The sequence below is a fragment of the Chloroflexota bacterium genome, assembly GCA_016887485.1.
GTDB lineage: Bacteria > Chloroflexota > Anaerolineae > Anaerolineales > Anaerolineaceae > Brevifilum.
Map to the genome: position 1 here is coordinate 1,942,771 of CP069394.1, position 20,659 is coordinate 1,963,429.

Here is a 20,659-nt window from a genome sequence, read left to right on the forward strand (position 1 = left end):
CATTGGGAGGAAAAAAGCCTGCCCTGGAACGCTTATCTCAGGCGGCTGACTGCTCCGCCAGTAGCTCTTTTAGGCGGGGATGATCGGAATAGAAGCCGCGATAGGCTGGCGGCAGAAGCGCTGCAATCCGGCACATGATCTCATCCGTGCATTGGGTGAGCCACTTCTGACGGTTTTCCCGGTCAAATTCCGGCAGATTATAGGGTTGCCCAATATTGATGGAAACCGGCGCTCGTTTGAGTTTTAATATACTGGATTTGACAAATTCGGACCCCACAATCCCCACCGGTACAATCGGCACATTGGCGCGGGCAGCCAGCAGGGCAGCACCAGGCTTACCTTCTAACAAACCGAATGTTTCCTTGCTGCGGGTTCCTTCCGGTGCAATCCCCAGGATTGCGCCCTGATTGAGATAAACTAAGGCCTGCCGAACGGCGGAAAAATCCGTGTTTTCCCGATCCATCCAGACAATATTACCAATCTTATCTAAAACCCATTTGATCACAGGCTTTTTAAAGTATTTCTTGGCAACAATTGCCACCACATCCGTCCGCTCAGTGGTCGTGAGCAGCAAAGGCGTGTCCGTCATGCTGAGGTGATTTGTCGTCAGAATAATACTGCCTTCTGTAGGCAAATTATCCTGGTTAATTATATTGAGTTTGGTCACTATCTTGACCAAAGACCGGAGCACCGGCAGCAAAGGAGGCTTACGCATAGATGAGGTTTCCATTCAGGGATCTTCCAGTAATTTCTGTTAATTTGTGGAGTTAGGCGCTTCCGATTCAACTTGATCCATAAGGACATTTTTGGTCACAACTTGCACCTCCTGAAAGCGCCGGTTGATCAGGAAAAGGACCAATATCTGGACGAGTAACAAGAATAATAAAGGCAAATAATAAAGAAGTTGCTGCTTAAAGCTTATATCAGCAATAACGATTAATTCCGAACCCAGACCGGCAAACAAAGCCAGGGCGTTCCACAGGCCGTGAGTGAACACAGCCAACACCAGCATCAGTGCCAGGAAAGGCCACTTCCCCTTACGCCAGGCCCGTGCCAGGCCCCAACCCACCAGTCCGGCACCAAACATATGCAGCACCCCGGTGCCTGCCCGTCCGATCGCCATGGTCAACCAATCTTCTGACGTGATGACGTTCGTGAAATAGAGCAGGTTTTCCATCAGAGCAAAACCTGCCCCGCTGAGCAGGCCAGCGACAAAACCTTCCTGATCGGTCAGGTCCCTGCCAACCAGGCTCCAAAGCGCAATCGGCTTGAGAATCTCCTCAATCAGAGGAACAATACCGCTGATGACAGCTAAAACGCCAAAAACCACCAAAGGTTGTGAAAGGATGGCGTTTAGTTCATCCTGCAAAACGCCTGTAGATTGCATATCAGCTAACTGATCCGCAAGATCGCTGATGGTCTGTCCAAATTCGGGGAAAATCGATCCTAAAACTGTTATCAAAAGGAGCAATAACAATCCTGCCAAAATCAAGACTATTGCTTCGGTGATGATGATCAGAATCGGTGTAATCGTCAAGCTGAATCCAAAGATTCGCCATTTTCGAGCCAGAGATCCGGCCGCCAGTTTACGCTGCGCCAGGAAATAGGCCCAAACCACAGGAATCACGGCCACCAGGATATTCACCGGACCGAGAATAAAGACCGCCAGTCCCGGTTTACCCGAGATGAACCATCCCGATACTATGACAACCGGCCAAATCAAAATCGAGGCCAAAATCAGCCATTTGATCCAGGGCTTATGCCCATCCAGCCAGGCTGGCGCGGGCTTGCCGCGGAGTTGATTGATGCTGAGCCAGAGTGAGGGGACTAATAACAGGGCGGAAAGGATCGACGCCCAGACCAGCAAGCTGTTGGAAACATTCCCAAGCGTACCGGTCTGGGTGTCAAAAAGAGATATTAACCAGAAAATACCGATACCAAGAGCCTGAAGCAGGAAGAAAAGTATACCCAGTGCGCTGAGAACCAGCACGAGGATGGTTTGCCAGCGTTTTTCAGGCGAATGGTTCATGATTATCTGGTCAGTTTCCAAAATTCTTAGTTTTCGATAATCTCAATCGAATTGATCACTGTTGCGCCTTCAAAATCAACGGCAGTGTCTGGGTCACGCAGAGCGATCAGGTCCAAAATAGGCAGGCTTTCTTCCTGCACCTGACCAAAGATCGTATAGCTGCCATCCAGGTCGGTTGTCGGGCCAAGGGTGATGAAGAACTGGCTGCCATTCTGATCCGCACCGGCATTCGCCATACCGACCATACCGGCCTTATCAAAGGAGAGGCTGCTGTCGATTTCATTGGCGAACTTATAACCGGGGCTGATCACACCAAAACCCGAAGGATCACCGGCCTGAGCTACAAAGCCCTCAAGAACTCGATGGAAATAAACCTCATTATCACCAAAGTACCAGCCGTTTTCGGCCAAATAGACAAAACTGTTGACGGCCAGCGGGGCAACATCAGCAAAGAGGTCAATTTTGATCTCGCCAACGGAGGTGTCAATAATCGCGGTATAGGACTTGCTTGGGTCAATCACCCAGTCAGGGCATTCCGCAAATCCACCATATTCATAAATCCCAACCAGTGCAAACAGGTCAGGATAGCCATCCCGAGAAATGTGGTCGTTGATAATCACAAAGGGTGTGTAATGCAGACCAAGGGTCAGCAGTTCATTGGTACGTTCTTCCAAAGCTGCCAAAGCTGCTTCATCGTTAATATCGGTGTTAAATTGATCCAGATCCAGGCCCAAAGCCTCGGCCTGTTGATTGGCCCAATCTACAAACTCTTCATCGGTGAAATAGAACCAAACGGCCTGGCTTTCAAAGAGCAGGTCATACATTTCCCAGAACTTACCCTGGTTACCGGCAGCCTTGCCGACCATTGAGGTCAAATAGGCCTTATCGTGAATGGATGGCAATGGCATATCGCGATAGACGACCCGAATGGAGTTCGGGAAGGCATCCAGCAGAGCCCGGAGGTAGTAGGAGTAATTGGCGCAGGCAGAGCATTGGAAATCCGCATATTCCACGATTGTGATAGGGGCATCCGGATTACCGCGAATCCAATCCTCTTCAGTCACCGCAGGAAGCTGGTCAACGACAGACTGATAAACAGCCGACTCTTCCGAAAGAGAATAATCATAGACCGTCGTGCAGGACATCTGCCCGGTATAGTCCGTAATATCCATCGTAGGAGCGGAGGTAGCTTCTGTGGCGACCTCAGTTGTGAGGTCGGCGGTGGGTGTGGCCTGTGGTGTACAGGCAGATACCAGTAAAACACCCAGCATCAATGCAAACAATATTTTCTTAGGCATAAACACCTTCCTGATCGTTTATTTATTTTTCTTTTCCAACGGGATTTCTTTTTTCCGGTGGAAGCGTTAATGGTTTATGGCAAGCGATCCAATACAGCTTGCTGTATGGATTCTTGCACCAGTTCTTTACTCTGAGCGGCATCAATGATCACCCAGCGATCCGGTTCCGCCGCTACCATTGACAGATAACCCTGGCGGACCCGACAGTGGAAAGCCTCGGCATATGCGTCCAGCCGGTTCCATTCCGAATCGTTATCAACCTTTCGCTGCATGCCATCTTTCACGGGAATATCCAGAAGCAGGGTCAAATCCGGCTTCAAGCCACCGGTCGCATAATTGACCAAATAGCTCAGTTCTTCCAAATTGGTCTCATGCCCATAGCCCTGATAAGCCAGGGTGGAATCGCCGAATCGGTCACAAATCACTACCTTTCCGGCATCAAGCGCGGGGCGGATCACTTCTTCAACATGCTGGGCGCGGGCTGCCTGGAAGAGCAGAATTTCCGTTCGGGGCACGATGGAAACATTCTTAAGGTTCATGAGGACCTCACGGATTTGGTCGCCCACATCCGTGCCGCCAGGCTCTCGGGTCACCAATACATCATACCCCCTGGCGCAAATAAACTCACGCAAGGCTGGAATTTGAGATGTCTTCCCGCTGCCTTCAGGTCCTTCCAGGGTGATAAACATAATTAATCCCTAAATATCCTAACGTGTCGATTGGGCTCTTTCCCATAGGAGTGGGAAACCAATTCAGCTTCCCGGGCCATGTCATGCTGCAAACGACGAATGGTCGCTGAAGCCGGTTGTAGGTCCACCCAGCGCTCTCCATTGAGCACAGCTTCGATCGCGGCCTGGGTCTGGTCTACAATGGCGGTCTCCCGCGGGGAAGCGCCGGGTGTGGTGGACAGGTTGAACAAATCCACCAGGAACTGTTCCATCTGTGCGCTGGTGTTGGATCGTAACACAAAGATCGGCAATCCCTGCTGTTCAGCTTCCACCACGGGCTGCTCGCGCTCCCGGTAATACCGGCGCAAGGTCAGCAATGCATCCGCTTCCTTCAGGCTGCGTACAATGCGGGCCGGAACGTTGAACTGCTTGGCCGCATCCAGCAGACGGTTGCGGGCCACGCCATAGGGGAAGATCGCCACCTGCTTCAAGGCCGGTTTCGTCATCTCAGTTGCAGAGGCTGTCTGAATGACCCCTTCATATTCAACCTCATTCCGAGCCTGACGTTTGCCGTTGCCTGAACGGGAGAAAGGCGCTGTATCACCTTTGCCATTGCGATTTATAGCCTGTGAGGCGGTTCCGGGAGGCGTCGCTGAAGGGTGTTGAATGTGAATTTTATTATCCTCGTCGCGGAAACGGATTTCCGGCGGCAGGGGGTATCCCCGCAGAAGGGCATCCACCGCGGCCGAGACATCTTTTTGCACGGCAATCCGATTGCGGTCCTGGATTTCGACCAGCACGTCAAAGGTGGCTGGGGCACGGCGTTCCAGAACAGTCTTCTGGGTGCCGCGGCGGCGGGCCTCGTCATCCGAAAGGGTGACCGATTCAATCCCACCGACCAGGTCGGATAAGGTCGGGTTGAGCAGCAGGTTCTCCAGCGTATTCCCGTGGGCGGTGCCAATCAGCTGGACGCCGCGTTCGGCAATCGTCCGGGCTGCCTGGGCTTCTAATTCACGCCCGATCTCGTCAATCACGATCACTTCGGGGTTGTGATTCTCCACCGCTTCGATCATCACCTCATGTTGCAGGGAGGGTTTGGCCACCTGCATTCGCCGGGCAGCGCCAATCGCCGGATGGGGCACATCGCCATCACCGCCGATTTCATTGCTGGTGTCAACGATGATCACACGCGCTGAATCCCCCAGGATCCGAGCCGCTTCTCTTAGGATGGTGGTCTTGCCCACGCCAGGCCGTCCGAGAATCAAAATACTGGCACCCGATTCGATCAGGTCCTGGATGATATCCGAAGTACCATAAACCGCGCGCCCGATCCGGCAGGTGAGCCCAACCACATCGTTATGGCGGTTGCGGATAGCCGAAATCCGGTGCAGGGTACGTTCAATCCCCGCCCGGTTATCGGCGTCGAATTCGCTGATGGCTGCTGTGATAGCTTTGATATCCTCATAGGTGATTTCTTTATCGCTGAGGGCCGCTTCACGCTCCACAAAACGAGCTTTCGGCAGCCGCCCCAGGTCCATCACAATTTCTAGGAGATTTTCGCTGTCATCCAATTCCCGCACTCGACCAGAGATGTGCTGCGGCAGTACATCCAGCAGTAAATCCAGGTCATCTGTAATTTTTTGATGTTCTAGCATATATTTGTTCAATTTCTTACCTTAGAGCTATCTACCAATTTGAACTAAGTAAACGCAATTAATTATTTTATCCGATTTTTATTAATATTTTCACTTATTATTAGTCGGGGATTCTACCACTGAGTCGCTATTGGTCATTCCTGATCGGTGCAACGGGTAAATGAGGGTTCGCACCACCCTTTTCGAGAGCACCAAAGGCCAATTCCGCACTGACCGGCTGCCGGTAGGCCAGATATTTGACCAATAAGGCTTCTTCGGACCCCCGTTCCGCCATCAGGGCGTCAAGAGCGGTTTCCACCCAGGGTTGGTAAGATCGGGCGGCAACATAAACCGGACGCTTGCTCCTGTCCGATAAATCCAGGACCATTTGGGCCAGCAAAGCGGAAAATTCCACTGTAGATTGCGGGTGAATGAATGGAAGCACCCAAATCCCCATGGGGCCATAGACCAAATCCGCAAAAGCCTGCAGTTCACCCTGCTCATCATAGAATACCAGCCCCAACTTTTCAAGCCGGGTCAGGGGTTCAACAGGCTGGATCAAGGGCGGGACCAGGGCCTGATAAAGCACCCGCATGGCCGGGATATCGCTGCTGTTCCAGATCCGCCAATGGCCTCCTGCGGTGCTCTCTCCCTTAACGCCATCCTGAAACCGGTAAAGTCGCTGCTTGCCAAAGACCCTGAAACCAGCCTGACGGATGGCAGGGTAAATTTCCGATTCCGGCGCCAGTTCAGCGATCACCTGTTTAGCCCCCCAGGCCCCAGCCGCCTTGCACAGGCCTTCCAGCAGGACAGTCAGATCACCCACTGGGGCATCATTGGCAAGAACAAACTGGATCTGGGCGTTCGGGAGTTGAGAGGATTGACGAACCTGCCCCACCGGCCCCCGATTGCCATCAATATCAACAAACGCGCCGGTAAACACGCTTTCGGCCGGGCTGAATGAAGAGATAACGCTGTACCATGAAAGGGGAAAGCCGCGGGTCAGGGTCTGGATATTATCCAGACTCTGGGCCTGGTTACGGTGACGGAGGATGTAGGGCCAATCATGCCAGTAGATCGGACGGATGGCTATGCTGCTAACTCCAAAAAGTATTGGTGAAAACGAGTATCGGGGGTCAACTCGGGATGGAAAGAGGTTGCCAGCAATGTTCCTTGCTGGGCAGCCACAATCCGCCCGTCAGGAAGGTCCAACAGGACCTTCGCCCGGCCAAACACCTTGCTGATGATCGGCGCCCGGATAAAAACGGCGTGATAGGGGACCTCTTCGCCCTCCTTGAGGAAAGGGGCAGGCAGATCAACTTCGAAGCTGTCCACCTGACGGCCAAAGGCGTTCCGTTCAACCTCAATATCCATCAGGTTCAAAAGCGGCTGATCTCGCTTAGCATCCTTGGAAAGGAAGATCGCGCCAGCGCATGTGCCCCAAATCGCTTTTTCACGGCCGAATTCCCGGAGGGGTTCCATCAGGTCATAGGCCACAGCCAATTTCCCAATGGTAGTTGATTCGCCTCCGGGGATAATTAACCCATTCAGGCCATCCAGGTGGGCGGGCAGCTTCACCAGCCGAGCGGCCACGCCCAATTCCTGAAGGACTTTGAAATGTTCAATGAAATCGCCCTGTAAGGCGAGGATGCCAATTTCCATACCGGACTTGCTTACCAACCGCGCTGAGCGATCAGTTCACCTTCCGGAATGCTCGAAATCTGTCGCCCGACCATCGGTTCACCCAGGTCACGGCTGACCTCGGCCAGGATGGCGGGATCGTCGAAATGGGTGGTGGCTTTGACAATAGCATTGGCTCGTTTGGCGGGATCACCGGACTTAAAAATGCCGGAACCGACAAAAACACCATCCACACCAAGCTGCATCATCAATGCGGCGTCAGCAGGTGTGGCAATGCCACCCGCGGCGAAGTTGACCACGGGCATCCGGCCCAGTTCACGGGTTTCCTTCACCAGCGCATAGGGCGCACCAATTTCCTTGGCGAAAGTCATCAATTCTTCTTCGGGTAAATTCTGCAATCGGCGGATCTCACCGAGAACGGTGCGGGCATGGCGAACGGCCTCGACCACATCACCTGTACCGGCTTCGCCCTTGGTGCGGATCATCGCAGCGCCTTCACCAACCCGGCGAAGCGCTTCGCCCAGGTTACGGCAGCCGCAAACAAAAGGTACCTTGAAATCGTGTTTGAAGATATGGTTGGATTCGTCAGCCGGGGTGAGAACCTCTGATTCATCGATGTAATCCACACCGATTGATTCGAGGATCTGAGCTTCAACGAAATGCCCAATCCGGCACTTTGCCATTACTGGGATCGAAACCGATTCCATGATCTTCATGATCAATTCAGGGTCGCTCATCCGGGCCACGCCACCATCTGCACGAATATCGGCTGGGACGCGCTCGAGAGCCATCACGGCCACCGCACCGGCATCTTCAGCGATTTTTGCATGATCGGGGGTGACCACATCCATGATCACGCCACCTTTTAACATTTGGGCAAGCCCTTTTTTGACGTTAAATGTTGCGACCTGTTGTTCCATTAACACCTCCACGTGTTGGTTACACTCGGATTCTACCACGCAGAAGGTTGTCGGACAATAAAAAAAGCCACCTTCCAGTACTGAAAAGTGGCATTAATTTTCAATTGATATGTTGCGATTGTTTAGAGATCGTTTGTGTAACGGGAATCGTCCAGTATGTTCTTTTGGTCGGGTTTTTCTGTCACGGTCGAGGCCTGCTGATCGGCCAAAACCTCACCACGTTCTGCTGCTTCAGCGGCGGCCAATTCTGCGGCAGAAGCCCGGTGGGTCATAGACCATTTACCGCAATTATCGCAGCGGTCCAGCCTACCCACCACCAGCTTAAGCCCCCAAAGATGACGCGGGAAAGGTCTTCCACACTTGGGGCAGACCGTTCCGCCCAGCATGCCGTAGTTACGCGGCTCACCGGGTTCATAGCGCTTACGTTTGTCCTTGAGCATTGCACCCTGCACCAAAGCCACAGCCAGGAGAGCTACAACGGCCACTCCGCCAATACCAACAAAAATTGTTGTCACCTGCTTTCTTTCTTCATCTTTGCTGACGAAATTGTATTGCAGAGACGAGGTCAGCGCTGTAGTGCCATCAGTTAGCGTATATTCTGCCGTCAGCAGGTGCGTGCCAGTGCCATAATCATCCGTTTGGAACTGGAACTTGAAAGGTGGTGTGTCAATCACAGCAATTGAGCTGCCATCGATCAGGAAACTGACTTTCTCCACCTGAGTCTCATCACCAGAGAGACTGATCGTAAAAGTCCCCCGGATATTAGCTCCACCGCCATAACCAAAGTTACGGGCCAAATGAACGCTGTAATCTGCAGTCTGCGCCAGGGCGGGACTAACTGCCGCTCCCAACAAGGTAAACACCAGCATCATTGCGAATAAGATCTTGTAAGTAGTTTTCATTGTACTTTCCTAATTATTTCCAGCGGGTCAGGATCTTCTCACGCTGGAAGATCGAAGCACCCAGATAGATCAAACCGACATCCAACAAGGCCATACCACCGATAAAACTGAGCATGGTCATCACATTAATCACGATCAACCCGGCCAATTGGGCAAAGATCAGAGCCAGAATTGGGACAATCATCACCCCGGAGATCTGTTCCGCCACCCGCGGGTCATTTACCCGTGAGGAGACGAAAATGGCAAAATTAACCGAGGCTATCGCCATCAGCGGCCCGGCCACTAACACCGCCAGCAGCCAGGTGGGTCCGGTGATATAGCTAATCACCGCTTTACTCACGCCCAGGATCGGCAACCCAATCAGGAACAGGCCAAAGGAGGCCCAACCGATCAGGATCGCCGGTAAGCCCGCTGCCAGGCTCTTGCCAGCCAGCAGTTCGATCGTGGTGATCGGTGTCGCCAGAAGCGGTTCCAGACTGTGGGTGGCTTTTTCACCCACGATGGAATAAGCCGCAATCGTAACGGGAATGATCACCGGCATCATCATGAACATCAGCAGGAATTCATTCATCACGTAGATTTGCATACATTCCCCGCCGGTCATGTCCGGTGAACAGACCGAGAGGAACTCAGCCGGGACATCCGCCGTTTCCAGCGAGCCCATATCACCCATCACATCCCCACCAGTGAAGTAGAGCATCACCAGGGGCAACAAAGTGAAGATCAGGGGCATGAAGATCAAAGTGAACAGCACGAGACGGTTCTTGAAGACTTCAGACCATTCTTTTCGGATGATCGTTTTAATGTGTTTCATGCAGCCACCTCCTGTTCTTCAGATTCCTGCATGGTTTGAATATAAATATCTTCGAGCGAATGACGCAGCTCGCCAACAAACTCAATATCCGCGCCGGCTTCCACCAGCAAGCGGATGATTTGGGGGTTCAGTTCTTCGGGGGCTTCCATCCCCACCACCAGTTTCTGATCCACTGCTTGGGCATCCTTCACCCCGGCCATCCCACTGACCTGGTCCACCCAGGCTGGGTTCAACTGCCGCAGATGGAAGACCACCCGACGGCCATAGAACTTTTCACGCAGGTTTTCGGGCGTGTCCACTTCAATCAGATGGGATTTGAAAATCCCGATCCGGTCACAGAGCCGATCAGCTTCGGTCAGGTTATGGGTGCAAAGGAAGATCGTTCGACCTTCACCGCGCAGACCTTCAATAAAGCCCCGCACCAATCGGGAGGCCTCAGGGTCCAAACCGCTGGTCGGCTCATCGAGGAACAGCACCTTTGGTTCATGCAATAAGGCCCTGGCGATAGCCAGTTTTTGGCGCATGCCCTTGGAGAAACTCCCGGCAGGTTCATCCCGCCGAGACCAGAGCCCCAGCATATGCAGGTATTTTGAGATCTGCTTATCCACATCCTCGACATCATAGAGGTTGGCATAAATCGCCAGGTTGCGATAAGCGCTCAGCCGCTCATAAAGCCCAGGGCTTTCCGTCAGGATACCCACAGACCGGCGGACTTCCGTATCATCCACACCCACCTGAAATGCGTTGATTCTCGCCGTTCCCGCTGTCGGGGCGATCAGGCTGGTGAGCATCCGGATGGTTGTGGTCTTCCCTGCCCCATTGGGGCCCAGGAAACCAAAGACTTCGCCCTTAGGAATCGAGAGGGTCAGGTCCTGAACGGCGGTAATATCCGCGCTCTTTTTAATTTTAAAAGTTTTCGTTAATCCATTTATTTCAATCATTGGCTCATTTTTCAAGATCAAATCCCACCTCCTTTAGATATTGGGGTCAGGCATAAGATAACCAGTAAGCCGCTGCTGCGAAAGCAGCCGCCACATTCAATGAATTTTTCTCTCCGGTCATTGGTAGGTTGAGCACCAAGTCACAGCGCTCCAGCAGGCCTGGGTCCACCCCAGCCCGCTCGTTACCAACCACCAGCAACCAAGCCTTTTTATCCGGCGGTTCCTCTTTGAACCGATAGATAGGTGTGGCCTTTGCAGTACATTCCAGCGCTACCAGCTTGAAAGCCTCATCCTGTAATTGATCCACCAGGTCCAGGGCATTGCGGTGATGCGACCACTTGAGACGCTCCTCCGCGCCGAGAGCCGTTTTGGCCACTGCCGGGTTATCCGCAGGGGTGGGTGTAAAGCCGCAGAGATAAAGATGCTGCAGCCCAACGCCGTCACCGGTACGGAAGATCGCGCCGACATTATGCGCGCTGCGGATATTATCCAACAGCACAGAGAGCTGTATCCGCGGTAAAAGATCCACTGCGCTACACGTTGGATTTTGATAGCCATCGACCACCACCGTCATCGGCGCACCGCAGCGCGGGCAATAAGCCCCGCTAAACTTGGAAGGGTCCAGGGGAATGCGCAGCCTGCAGGCGGCATCGGTACATTGGCGAATTTCAAACGTGGTCAAGCTTCGCTCCCAAACGCGAATATGCAAAAAATCAACCCCTCCATTTTATCGGAAATTTGCCATTTAAGCTGAGCTATTCATCAAAAACCCACACTTAAGACGGGAAAATTTGCCTATTTAAGCGCCAAACGCCTGGGTGAGGGGGGCACCCAGACGTTCGACTCTATAAATATAGCACACTATGTCAACCTTGGCAAGGGGTTAATATTCCTGTTTCATATGGATTAATATAAACGTACCCTATCGAGTTTTTCCACCCAAACGGTCTTGAGCCACTTGGGCCATCAAAGCCCGGGTAGTGAAATCACGGTTTTTGTTATCCACCAGGTAGCCCGGCGCCCAAAAGTCCGTTGAGTCCGCCCCTTCTTTTAAATTGGGGAAAACCCTAAAAATCCACAATGAGGTTTTCTCCCGAACGGTTTGCAGCATATCGCGGGTCAGCGGTTCGGGGAAATCCCGCAGACTCCATTTGAGATAATCCGGACGGACGGAAAGAAAATCCAGCTCCCAGCCATAGGTTTCGCAAAGTTCAGGCATCCAGGTCCGCAGCTGGCGGGAAAGTCCGCCAATCAAGAAATGTTTGGTCTGGCGCGGCGCCAGGTAGAAAGTGATGGCGCTGGCAACGGGAATTTCCACCCCAACCGTCCAGTTTTCCAATGCGGGGTTGATCCGCACTGGTTGTGTATCGACCTGCGATTTAACCGTGGCAGAGATCGGAAAATTAGGCGATTCTGCAGCAGCGCGCCAATCCCGGTCAGCGGTATTATTGCCAGCCGCATCAAAATCCTCTTGCAAAATACTGACCAGGTCTTCTTCCTGAAGGACAATTTCAGCCAAAGGCTGCCAGGTGGAACCCTGAATGATTCCGCCCTCAATCGATTCAGACGAGATATGTTCCCAATCGTTTTGCGATGGCTTAGAAGAGCTATTTTTTGATGATTGCCCGTTTCGTTCTGCTGCCAAAAGTCTGACCTCTTCCTGAAGGGTTTCTTTGATCTCAACGGCTTGCACTGGAGTTAAAGCCTCAGTGGCCGTTGAAGGGCTGCATTTCTAAAGATTTTTGCAAGTTCTGTTCCATGTAGGAACGGAAATAATGGAATTTGATCGGTTACTCAACTTAATTATACAGTTTTCTAAAGGGATGCGGTTGTCAAACCTTTTATCCACCAATAATATTCCGCCGCTTAATTATTAAATAATAACCCAAGGATATTAATCTAATATGAGTGGGCAGAAGGGGGAATTGTATTGTAACCTACCGCATGGTAAGATCATCATATATTACTAATAATAGCGTATTTGTCATATTATTCTCGGAAGGATTGACCTATGACTCTTTCTAAGGAACAAAAGAAAGAAATGTTCTGGATGATGTTGCTCTCCAGGCGTTTGGATGAACGCGCCTGGGTGTTGCATCGCCAGGGCAAAATTGCATTTCACATATCCGGGATTGGTCAGGAAGCGGCGCAAGTTGGCGCTGTTTATGCGCTTACACAGGGCAAAGACTGGCTAGTCCCCTATTACCGTGACCTGGCGATGATGCTGGTCATGGGCATGACCCCCACTGAATTCGTGATGAGCCTTCTGGGTAAGGAATCTGAACCAACCTCCGGCGCTCGGCAGATGCCCAGCCACTTCGGCTTGAAGCGGGCCAGGGTCGTCAGCCACTCCGCACCTGTTGCCACCCAATCTCCACATGCCTCCGGTATCGGCCTGGGAATCAAACTGGATGGCAAAGATGAGGTTGTGCTGACCAGTATTGGTGAAGGCTCCACCTCACAGGGCGAATGGTATGAGGCAGTCAATTTTTCCGCCGTACACACCCTGCCGGTGATCTTCCTGGTCGAAAACAACGAATATGCAATCTCAGTGCCTCAAAATAAACAGATGGCCGTCAGCAGTGCCGCTGATAAGGCCTGTGGTCTCGGTCTGCCCGGCGTCCAGGTGGATGGCACCAAAGTTTTTGAGGTTTATGAAGCCGTTCTGGAAGCCGTGGAACACGCCCGTAAAGGTGAAGGCGCTACAGTGATTGAAGTCAAGATGTACCGCCTGACACCCCACTCATCCGATGACGATGACCGCTCCTACCGCAGCCGCGAGGAAGTGGAAGCTCATAAAAAACAGGACCCGATCCTGCTGGCCAAAGAGCAACTGATCGCTGAAGGCCTGATGACGGAAGAGGAATACGAACATCTGGAAGAAAAAGCCAAAGCCGAAGTGGACGAAGCTGTCCGGATCGCCACGCAAGCACCTTATCCCAAGGGGGAGGATGCAGTCTTCCCGGTCTATGCCGAACAGGAGGTGCAGCATGGCTGAGATCACCTTAGTTGAAGCCATCCGCCAGGCAATGGATGAAGAACTGGCCCATGACCCCAATACTTTCATCATTGGTGAAGATGTCGGCATTCGCGGCGGCGTTTTCCGCTCCACGGTTGGCCTGTTTGATAAATACGGCGGCGAGCGAGTAATTGACTCCCCCCTGGCCGAATTGACCATTGTTGGCGTGGGGATCGGCGCAGCGCTTTATGGCAAGCGCCCAATCTGCGAGATCCAATTCGCTGACTTCATCTTCCCAGCCTTCAACCAGATCGTCTCCGAAGCAGCCAAGATGAACTATCGCTCCAACGGTGACTGGACCGTACCAATGGTGATTCGTGCACCCTATGGGGGTGGAATCGGCGGCGGGCTCTACCACTCACAAAGCGTGGAAGCCTTCTTCGCCCATGTCCCCGGCCTGAAGGTCGTGATCCCCTCCAACCCCTATGACGCCAAAGGCCTGCTCAAGGCTGCCGTCCGGGACCCGAACCCCGTGATCTTCCTCGAGCCCAAAAAGGGTTACCGCCTGATCAAAGGGGAAGTGCCCGAGGACGAGGAAATCATTGTCCCGATCGGTCCGGCGAAGGTCTCCCGCGAGGGCACGGACTTGAGCGTCTTTGCCTATGGCATGATGCACCACTATGCCCTGCAGGCAGCCGAGATGGTCGCCAAGGAAGGGATTGATGTGGAAGTGGTGGATCTGCGCACGCTTTACCCCGTGGACAGGGACGCTATCCTGCAATCCGTCCGCAAGACCAGCAAAGCACTGATCGTCCATGAAGACAACCTGACCGGTGGCTATGGCGCGGAAATCGCCGCCACCATTGCGGAGTGGGGCTTTATGGACCTGGACGCGCCGGTAAAACGGCTGGCCGGGCCAGATGTGCCGGGCGTGCCGTTCAGCCATCCCATGCAGGACTGGTTTATGGTCAATCCCGACAAGATCGCCGATGCGATCCGGGAACTGGCTGCATTTTAGAAGAAACGACTGAGGAGGCAAAATGCCAACGAAAGTTATTATGCCCAAATTGGGCGAATCCGTGGTCGAAGGAACCGTGACCGCCTGGCTGAAGAATGAGGGCGAGGAAATCAAGGAATTTGACTCGCTGCTTGAAGTGAATACCGATAAAGTTGAGACCGAAATCCCCAGCCCTGCTTCGGGCACCATCCTGAAAATCATCGTACCCGAAGGCGAAACGGTGGAGGCCGGTACAACCCTGGCCTGGATCGGCGAACCCGGCGAGGAGATACCGGAGGGTGAGCAGCCCCCCGCCCAGGATCATGAACCCCATGAGACGCCCGATGCCGAATCGATCAGTGACGAACCGGTGATGGTCCGCCCGGCAGGACGCGACCAGGAATTAGGCTATATCTCCCCGGTTGTGGCCCGGTTGGCACGGGAAAAGAACGTGGACCCAGATAAGGTTCACGGCACCGGGATGAATGGGCGCATCACCAAGAAAGATGTGCTCGAATACATCAAAGATCATAAAGGTGAGGTGGACATCCCAATCTGGGAAACCCCCGCCGATGGTGACCTTTTCCGCCCCACCGAACTCGTCTTTGGCAAGCAGGAACCCGAAGCCAAACCGAGTCCCGCCCCCAGCGCAGTCCCCGGCGAGACCCTCCCACTTTCACCGATGCGCAAACGAATCGCAGAACATATGGTTCTGTCCAAGCACACCGCCCCCCATGTGACCACCGTGATGGAAGCGGACCTGAGCCGGGTGATTGCCCACCGCGCAGCGAACAAAGCTGAGGCTGAAGCCCGCCGCATTCATCTGACCTTTACGGCTTACTTCCTGGCAGCCATCACAGCTGGACTGAAAGCCATCCCCCTGGCCAATTCCTCCTGGGCGGATGCGGGAATCCGCATTCACCGGCAGATTAACCTGGGAATGGCTGTGGCGATGCCCGATGGCGGGCTGATCGTCCCTGTGATCCGGGGCGCAGAGGAGCTCTCACTGATTGGCCTGGCCCGCCAGGTGAATGAACTGGCTGAACGGGCTCGAACCGGCAAGCTTTCGCCGGATGACGTGCAGGGCGGCACCTTCACCCTGACCAATCACGGCACCAAAGGGTCGCTCTTCGCCACCCCGGTGATCAACCAACCCCAATCCGGCATCCTCGGCACGGGCATGATCCAAAAGCGCGCTGTCGTGATTGACGATGCCATAGCGATCCGCCCAATGGTTTACCTGAGCTACACCTTTGACCATCGTATCCTGGATGGCGCCTCAGCCGACACGTTCCTGGCCGAAGTTCGGGATACATTAGAGAATTGGCCAGTCAACTGAGCATTTATTAAACATCAAATAGGACACATTCGGTATAATAAGTGCCGGATATGGCTTATACACTTTTGACAACCCCTATGCGGCTGTCTTGAATTTAGAAAGAGAGTTTTATTGATGAAAGAATATGATGTTGTCGTGATCGGTGCAGGTCCGGGTGGATACGTTGCTGCCATCCGCAGCGCGCAACTTGGCAAGAAGACCGCCATCGTTGAAAAACGATTCCTGGGCGGCGTCTGTCTGAATATCGGCTGCATTCCCTCCAAAGCCTTGTTGCGGAATGCGGATATTGCCCACACCCTGCGAGAACGGGGTAAGGAATTCGGCTTCAAGTTTGATAACCTGGAACTCGATTACAGCGTGGCCTTTGACCGCAGTCGGAAGGTCTCCCAGCGGTTGGTCCGCGGGATCGGCTTCCTGATGAAGAAAAATAACATTGATGTGATCATGGGCGCGGCCAAACTGACCGCCAAGGACACCCTCGAAGTAACACCCGAAGAGGGCGTTGTCGAGGCCATCAAGACCAAGGACATTGTGATCGCCACCGGTTCGCACCCCTTCACCGTTCCCGGCGTTGATCTGGATGGTGATAAGGTTGTGGACTTTGAGGGCGCGATCCTCAGCGACAAGCTGCCCGCTTCCGTTGCCATCATCGGCGGCGGTGCGATCGGCGTTGAATTCGCCTCCGTCTGGAATGCCTATGGCGTGGATGTGACCATCGTTGAGATGCTCCCCCACCTGCTGCCCACCGAAGACGAAGCTGTTGCCAAAGAGATCGAAAAAGCCTATCAGAAGCGCGGCATCAAGATCATGACCGGTACCAAGGTCAAGAGCGTGACCACCACCAAGACCGGCACCAAGGTCATCGTGGAAGGTAAAGACGGTGAAGAGGTCCTGGAACCCGAACGGACCCTCGTGGCAATCGGCTTCCGACCAAACACTGCCAATTTGGGCCTCGAAGAAGTCGGCGTGAAGCTGACCGAACGCGGCTATATTGATATCGACGAAAAAATGGAAACCAATGTCAAGGGCATTTGGGCCATCGGCGACGTGACCGGAAAACTCTTGCTGGCGCATGTGGCGCAGGCCATGGGCGTGGTGGCAGCCGAGAATATCGCTGGCGTTGAAACCGTCACCCTCAATTACGATATGATGCCCCGAGCGACCTACTGCTTCCCGCAGACCGCCTCCTTCGGTTACACCGAAGCCAAGGCCAAGGAATTAGGCTATGACGTTGAAGTCGGCGAGTTCCCCTTCCAGGCCAACGGTAAGGCCCTCGGTTTGAATGACTATCAAGGTTTCGTCAAAGTCGTGACCGACAAGAAATACGGCGAGATCCTCGGCGCACAACTGGTTGGCCCCGACGCCTCCGAGCTGCTCCCCGAGCTGACTCTGGCCCAGCGCTTTGAGCTGACCGTCCATGAGATCGCTCGCAACGTGCACGCCCACCCAACCTTGAGTGAGGCCGTAATGGAAGCTGCCGCTGGAGCTGAAGGCGAAGCTATCCATATCTAACCGGTAGTTGTAAAATAGAATTAACAGGCGGACCTAGGTTCCTCCATATGAAAAGCTCTCCCGTCTTGAGTGACGGGAGAGCTTTTTTGATTATGTGGTGGGTCAGCGACCCACCCTACATTTTTGTCATTGCGACGAAGCCGCAGGCGAAGGAAGCAATCCTCCTCATCCGGCACTACGTACCACCTTCCCCACCAGGGGGAAGGCTTTAAAATAATGACTTCTCAGAAGTCTTTTCTATCGGTTTATTAATAAAGGTTTTAGCCGACATTCAAAGAAAACGGCCTCTTTTTATCTCTACAACCAACCGAATTCCTTAGGCTTCCCCTCGAGGGGAAGCGGTCTGCGCAGCAGACTGATGAGGTGAAAGATGAAGCCTCCTCATCCGGCACTATGTGTCACCTTCCCTGCTAGGGGGAAGGCAAGACCTACACCACTACCACCTGCGACCCTTTTTCCGTCTTGGTCACCTCGATTCGCGTGGGGAAGGCATCCTTCAACTCTTCCAAATGCGTAATGACCAGGATCTTCTCAAAGTCATCCCGAACAGTGCTGATCGCCTCCACCAGCCGCTGACGGCCCTGGGCATCCTGGCTGCCGAAGCCCTCATCAATCACCAGAGTCTGCAGCCGGGCTCCCGCCCGCCGGGCCAGCATCTTGGAGAGCGCCAGCCGGATGCTGAAATTCACCCGGAAGGCCTCCCCGCCGGAGAACATCTCATAATCCCGCTTGCCCAGTCCATCGCTGATGATCAGGTCCAGCGTTTCCTTCATATCCTTGCGCTTATTATCCTTATATTCGCGCTGAGTCTCAAAACGGAAGGACATCTGCCCATTGGAAAGTCGTGAGAGCAGGTCATTGGTGGTCTCTTCGATCTCGGGCAGTGATTGTTCGATCAGCAAGGCCGGGATGCCATCCTTGCCGAAGGCCCGTTCCAATTGCCGCAGGTTGGCGATCTGTTGGGTGAGGGTCTCGCGCTCAGCCGACAAGGCCACCTTGCGCTCCCGCTGGGTATCCAACACATTCACGAGCTGTTCCGCAGCGCCCACTTCCCGCCTGAGCAGGTTCTCCTGCTCCTGACTATCCAGCAGAGCCTTTTCCGCCTCTTTACTGTTGGGCAGGTCCGCCTGCGCAGCAGCATAAGCCGCTGCGGCCTGGGTGTGATCTGCCTGTAACTTTTGGAGGGCTTCTTCTTGTTCCACCTGCCGCTCCTGCAACCCGGCAATCTCCCGTTCCACCGGCTCCAGCGCGGCGCGGGCTTTTTCAAGCGCACGCAGCTCTGCATCCGCCTCCCGCCCGGCTTGTTCCGTTTGGCGGAGTTGTTCATGCGCTTCCAGGTCATATCCCAACGCGGTCAATTCTGCATCAGTCGCGGCGAGTTTCTGCCGGGCATCTTCGGCGAAAGTCTTATCCTTCAGAATGCCGGTGATCTCACCCAAACGAGCCGCCCCGGACTGCTCCCATTGGAACCGCTGCTTTTGCAGCGAGTCCAGCTGATGGGTCAGCTGGTCTGCACGGCGGGTGGCTTCACGCAGTTCGGCCTCCACCCCTTTCAGGTCAGCCAATTGGGCACCCATCTGCCGCAATTGTGATTCAAAGTTCTCCAATAGAGTCTTATTTTCGCGGAAACGGTCGCCCAAACCCGTGCCCTTTGCGGAGAGGGCGGCCACCAGGGCTTCCTTATCATGCTCCGCCAGCGGCTGACCGCAGAGCGGACATTCCGCCCCGTCTGCCACCGAAAGCTGGTCAATCCGATCCTTCAACTCATGCATCTCGTCCCGCAACCGAGGATTTTCGGCCTTGGCTTCCGCCTGGTCGGCCTGCAGTTGCCGGATCGCTTCGTCCAATTGCTGCCGTTCTGCCAGCCGGGCCTGCAGCGTTTCCACCTGGGCTTTCGCCTGTGTCAGTTTTTCCTCAAGGGATGTACCCTCTTCCTGTGCCTTCTCAAGCGCGGTCTGCTGTTCCGTCAGGCTTTCCAATTCCTGAGTCAGACGGGCTTCTTCAGCTCGGATGGCAGCCAGCGGTTCATGCCGCAGCGCTTCATGCTGGCGGAACTGATCGGCCAGCTCTTCCATCTCTTCCAGGCGCTGACGGGCGGCCTGCCAGTCAGAATAAGCTTTTTCAATTTCCTCTGCTCTGGCGAGCATCTCCGCATTTTCCGCCTGTTCCTGCTGGCGCTCCGCCAGAGTGGTGCGGGTGCGGTCAAGAGTTTTTTCTGCGCTATCCAACTGGCCTTGCAGGGTCTCCACCAGCTTCTGCTGTTCCTTCAAGACGGCCTGCAACTTCTGGACGTTCTCATAAGCCTTTGCCCGTTCCTGCGTGTGCACTGTCAGGTCTTCCAGTTTCTCCTGCAATTCCGCCAATAACGCCTTTCGACGCGGCTCGTCATCCAACTCAGCCTGAATCTCACTCAGACGGCCATCCAGCCCCTTGACCCGCTTATCGGTGTCACGCCGCTTTTGGGAGGCAGATTCGCGATAGGTCTCCCAGATCTCCAAGCCCAGGATATTACTCAAAATCTGCTTGCGGTCACCGGGACGGGCCGTGGCGAATTGATCCGCCTTGCCCTGCAGGAAGAAAGACGCATTGGTGAAGGTGTCAAAATCCATGCGCAGGGTTTCCACAATCTTGGCGTCCGTATCGCGCAGCGTCCGTTCACTGAGCGTGTTCCACTGTTCCTCATCCCCCTCCCCCTGAGAGCGGATGAAGAACTCCACCGAGGAAGTCTTGCCCCGCGGGTTGGTGCGGACCACCCGGTAGCGGTTGCCCTCATAGTCAAAGTCGAGGGTCACCTCGGCTTTCTTGACCTCGGGGTGGGTATTGATCACCGATTCATCGGCTTTGCGTGCCCGGCCAAAAAGCGCCCAGGTGATCGCATCCAGCAGGGACGACTTGCCCGCGCCATTCTCACCAGAGATGCAGGCCAGGTTAAAGCCGGTGAAGTCCACTTCGACCGGTTCACGATAGGAAAGAAAACCTTGAAGTTTGAGTCTGACGGGAATCAT

18 protein-coding genes are annotated in these 20,659 nt (G+C 54.0%); 4 read left to right on the forward strand and 14 right to left on the reverse strand.

Annotated features, from left to right (window positions below; all coding sequences use genetic code 11):
- Window positions 1-37: 37 nt before the first annotated feature.
- The 13 genes from JR338_08895 to JR338_08955 form a co-directional block, all read right to left on the reverse strand.
- Entirely contained in the window at window positions 38-730 is a 693-nt protein-coding gene (locus tag JR338_08895; protein QRN82537.1) for a 1-acyl-sn-glycerol-3-phosphate acyltransferase, read from the reverse strand.
- Window positions 731-754: 24 nt separating this feature from the next.
- Window positions 755-2,029, reverse strand: coding sequence for a PrsW family intramembrane metalloprotease (locus JR338_08900; protein ID QRN82538.1), 1,275 nt, complete (start codon window positions 2,027-2,029; stop codon window positions 755-757).
- 26 nt (window positions 2,030-2,055) lie between these two features.
- Window positions 2,056-2,712 carry a peptidylprolyl isomerase gene (locus JR338_08905; protein ID QRN84402.1) on the reverse strand — a complete coding sequence of 219 codons (657 nt, stop codon included), beginning with the start codon at window positions 2,710-2,712 and terminating at the stop codon, window positions 2,056-2,058.
- A 689-nt stretch (window positions 2,713-3,401) separates the two neighbouring features.
- Window positions 3,402-4,016, reverse strand: coding sequence for a dTMP kinase (locus JR338_08910; protein QRN82539.1), 615 nt, complete (start codon window positions 4,014-4,016; stop codon window positions 3,402-3,404).
- A 2-nt stretch (window positions 4,017-4,018) separates the two neighbouring features.
- Complete coding sequence (locus JR338_08915; GenBank protein ID QRN82540.1) at window positions 4,019-5,650, reverse strand: AAA family ATPase; 1,632 nt, start codon at window positions 5,648-5,650, stop codon at window positions 4,019-4,021.
- Between the two features lie 127 nt (window positions 5,651-5,777).
- Window positions 5,778-6,572: a hypothetical protein gene (locus JR338_08920; GenBank protein QRN82541.1), complete on the reverse strand. Its 795-nt coding sequence runs from the start codon at window positions 6,570-6,572 to the stop codon at window positions 5,778-5,780.
- 146 nt (window positions 6,573-6,718) lie between these two features.
- Complete coding sequence (gene pdxT / locus JR338_08925) at window positions 6,719-7,291, reverse strand: pyridoxal 5'-phosphate synthase glutaminase subunit PdxT (protein ID QRN82542.1); 573 nt, start codon at window positions 7,289-7,291, stop codon at window positions 6,719-6,721.
- An 11-nt stretch (window positions 7,292-7,302) separates the two neighbouring features.
- Window positions 7,303-8,190: a pyridoxal 5'-phosphate synthase lyase subunit PdxS gene (gene pdxS / locus JR338_08930; GenBank protein ID QRN82543.1), complete on the reverse strand. Its 888-nt coding sequence runs from the start codon at window positions 8,188-8,190 to the stop codon at window positions 7,303-7,305.
- Between the two features lie 122 nt (window positions 8,191-8,312).
- Complete coding sequence (locus JR338_08935) at window positions 8,313-9,092, reverse strand: hypothetical protein (GenBank protein QRN82544.1); 780 nt, start codon at window positions 9,090-9,092, stop codon at window positions 8,313-8,315.
- A gap of 13 nt (window positions 9,093-9,105) precedes the next feature.
- Window positions 9,106-9,906, reverse strand: a complete 801-nt coding sequence (locus JR338_08940) for an ABC transporter permease subunit (GenBank protein ID QRN82545.1) — start codon at window positions 9,904-9,906, stop codon at window positions 9,106-9,108.
- Window positions 9,903-10,847, reverse strand: a complete 945-nt coding sequence (locus JR338_08945) for an ABC transporter ATP-binding protein (protein QRN84403.1) — start codon at window positions 10,845-10,847, stop codon at window positions 9,903-9,905. Before JR338_08945 ends, JR338_08940 begins: the two co-directional genes overlap by 4 nt.
- Window positions 10,848-10,893: 46 nt before the next feature.
- Window positions 10,894-11,529, reverse strand: coding sequence for a TrmH family RNA methyltransferase (locus JR338_08950; GenBank protein QRN82546.1), 636 nt, complete (start codon window positions 11,527-11,529; stop codon window positions 10,894-10,896).
- 240 nt (window positions 11,530-11,769) lie between these two features.
- On the reverse strand, window positions 11,770-12,492 hold the full coding sequence (locus JR338_08955; protein QRN82547.1) for a transposase: 723 nt from the start codon (window positions 12,490-12,492) through the stop codon (window positions 11,770-11,772).
- 366 nt (window positions 12,493-12,858) lie between these two features.
- Between JR338_08955 and JR338_08960 the strand changes: the two genes are divergently transcribed.
- The 4 genes from JR338_08960 (at window position 12,859) to lpdA (ending at window position 17,654) form a co-directional block, all read left to right on the forward strand.
- Window positions 12,859-13,845: a thiamine pyrophosphate-dependent dehydrogenase E1 component subunit alpha gene (locus JR338_08960; protein QRN82548.1), complete on the forward strand. Its 987-nt coding sequence runs from the start codon at window positions 12,859-12,861 to the stop codon at window positions 13,843-13,845.
- Window positions 13,838-14,824 (forward strand): alpha-ketoacid dehydrogenase subunit beta, encoded by a 987-nt coding sequence (locus JR338_08965; GenBank protein QRN82549.1) that lies wholly within the window; start codon window positions 13,838-13,840, stop codon window positions 14,822-14,824. The genes JR338_08960 and JR338_08965 overlap by 8 nt, the downstream gene beginning before the upstream one ends.
- A 22-nt stretch (window positions 14,825-14,846) precedes the next feature.
- On the forward strand, window positions 14,847-16,142 hold the full coding sequence (locus tag JR338_08970; protein QRN82550.1) for a 2-oxo acid dehydrogenase subunit E2: 1,296 nt from the start codon (window positions 14,847-14,849) through the stop codon (window positions 16,140-16,142).
- A gap of 114 nt (window positions 16,143-16,256) precedes the next feature.
- Window positions 16,257-17,654 (forward strand): dihydrolipoyl dehydrogenase, encoded by a 1,398-nt coding sequence (gene lpdA / locus JR338_08975; protein QRN82551.1) that lies wholly within the window; start codon window positions 16,257-16,259, stop codon window positions 17,652-17,654.
- A gap of 428 nt (window positions 17,655-18,082) precedes the next feature.
- On the opposite strand, the gene JR338_08980 is transcribed toward lpdA, so the two are convergent.
- Entirely contained in the window at window positions 18,083-20,659 is a 2,577-nt protein-coding gene (locus JR338_08980; protein ID QRN82552.1) for an SMC family ATPase, read from the reverse strand.

What these genes read in the sequence shown, in the direction of transcription:
- lpdA (QRN82551.1), top strand. Translation starts at nt 16,257, where the DNA reads ATGAAAGAATATGATGTTGTCGTGATCGGTGCAGGTCCGGGTGGATAC.
- JR338_08900 (QRN82538.1), bottom strand. Translation starts at nt 2,029, where the DNA reads ATGAACCATTCGCCTGAAAAACGCTGGCAAACCATCCTCGTGCTGGTT.
- pdxT (QRN82542.1), bottom strand. Translation starts at nt 7,291, where the DNA reads ATGGAAATTGGCATCCTCGCCTTACAGGGCGATTTCATTGAACATTTC.
- JR338_08980 (QRN82552.1), bottom strand. Translation starts at nt 20,659, where the DNA reads ATGATTCCCGTCAGACTCAAACTTCAAGGTTTTCTTTCCTATCGTGAA.
- JR338_08945 (QRN84403.1), bottom strand. Translation starts at nt 10,847, where the DNA reads ATGATTGAAATAAATGGATTAACGAAAACTTTTAAAATTAAAAAGAGC.
- JR338_08895 (QRN82537.1), bottom strand. Translation starts at nt 730, where the DNA reads ATGGAAACCTCATCTATGCGTAAGCCTCCTTTGCTGCCGGTGCTCCGG.
- JR338_08910 (QRN82539.1), bottom strand. Translation starts at nt 4,016, where the DNA reads ATGTTTATCACCCTGGAAGGACCTGAAGGCAGCGGGAAGACATCTCAA.
- JR338_08935 (QRN82544.1), bottom strand. Translation starts at nt 9,092, where the DNA reads ATGAAAACTACTTACAAGATCTTATTCGCAATGATGCTGGTGTTTACC.
- JR338_08940 (QRN82545.1), bottom strand. Translation starts at nt 9,906, where the DNA reads ATGAAACACATTAAAACGATCATCCGAAAAGAATGGTCTGAAGTCTTC.
- JR338_08965 (QRN82549.1), top strand. Translation starts at nt 13,838, where the DNA reads ATGGCTGAGATCACCTTAGTTGAAGCCATCCGCCAGGCAATGGATGAA.
- JR338_08970 (QRN82550.1), top strand. Translation starts at nt 14,847, where the DNA reads ATGCCAACGAAAGTTATTATGCCCAAATTGGGCGAATCCGTGGTCGAA.
- JR338_08960 (QRN82548.1), top strand. Translation starts at nt 12,859, where the DNA reads ATGACTCTTTCTAAGGAACAAAAGAAAGAAATGTTCTGGATGATGTTG.
- pdxS (QRN82543.1), bottom strand. Translation starts at nt 8,190, where the DNA reads ATGGAACAACAGGTCGCAACATTTAACGTCAAAAAAGGGCTTGCCCAA.
- JR338_08915 (QRN82540.1), bottom strand. Translation starts at nt 5,650, where the DNA reads ATGCTAGAACATCAAAAAATTACAGATGACCTGGATTTACTGCTGGAT.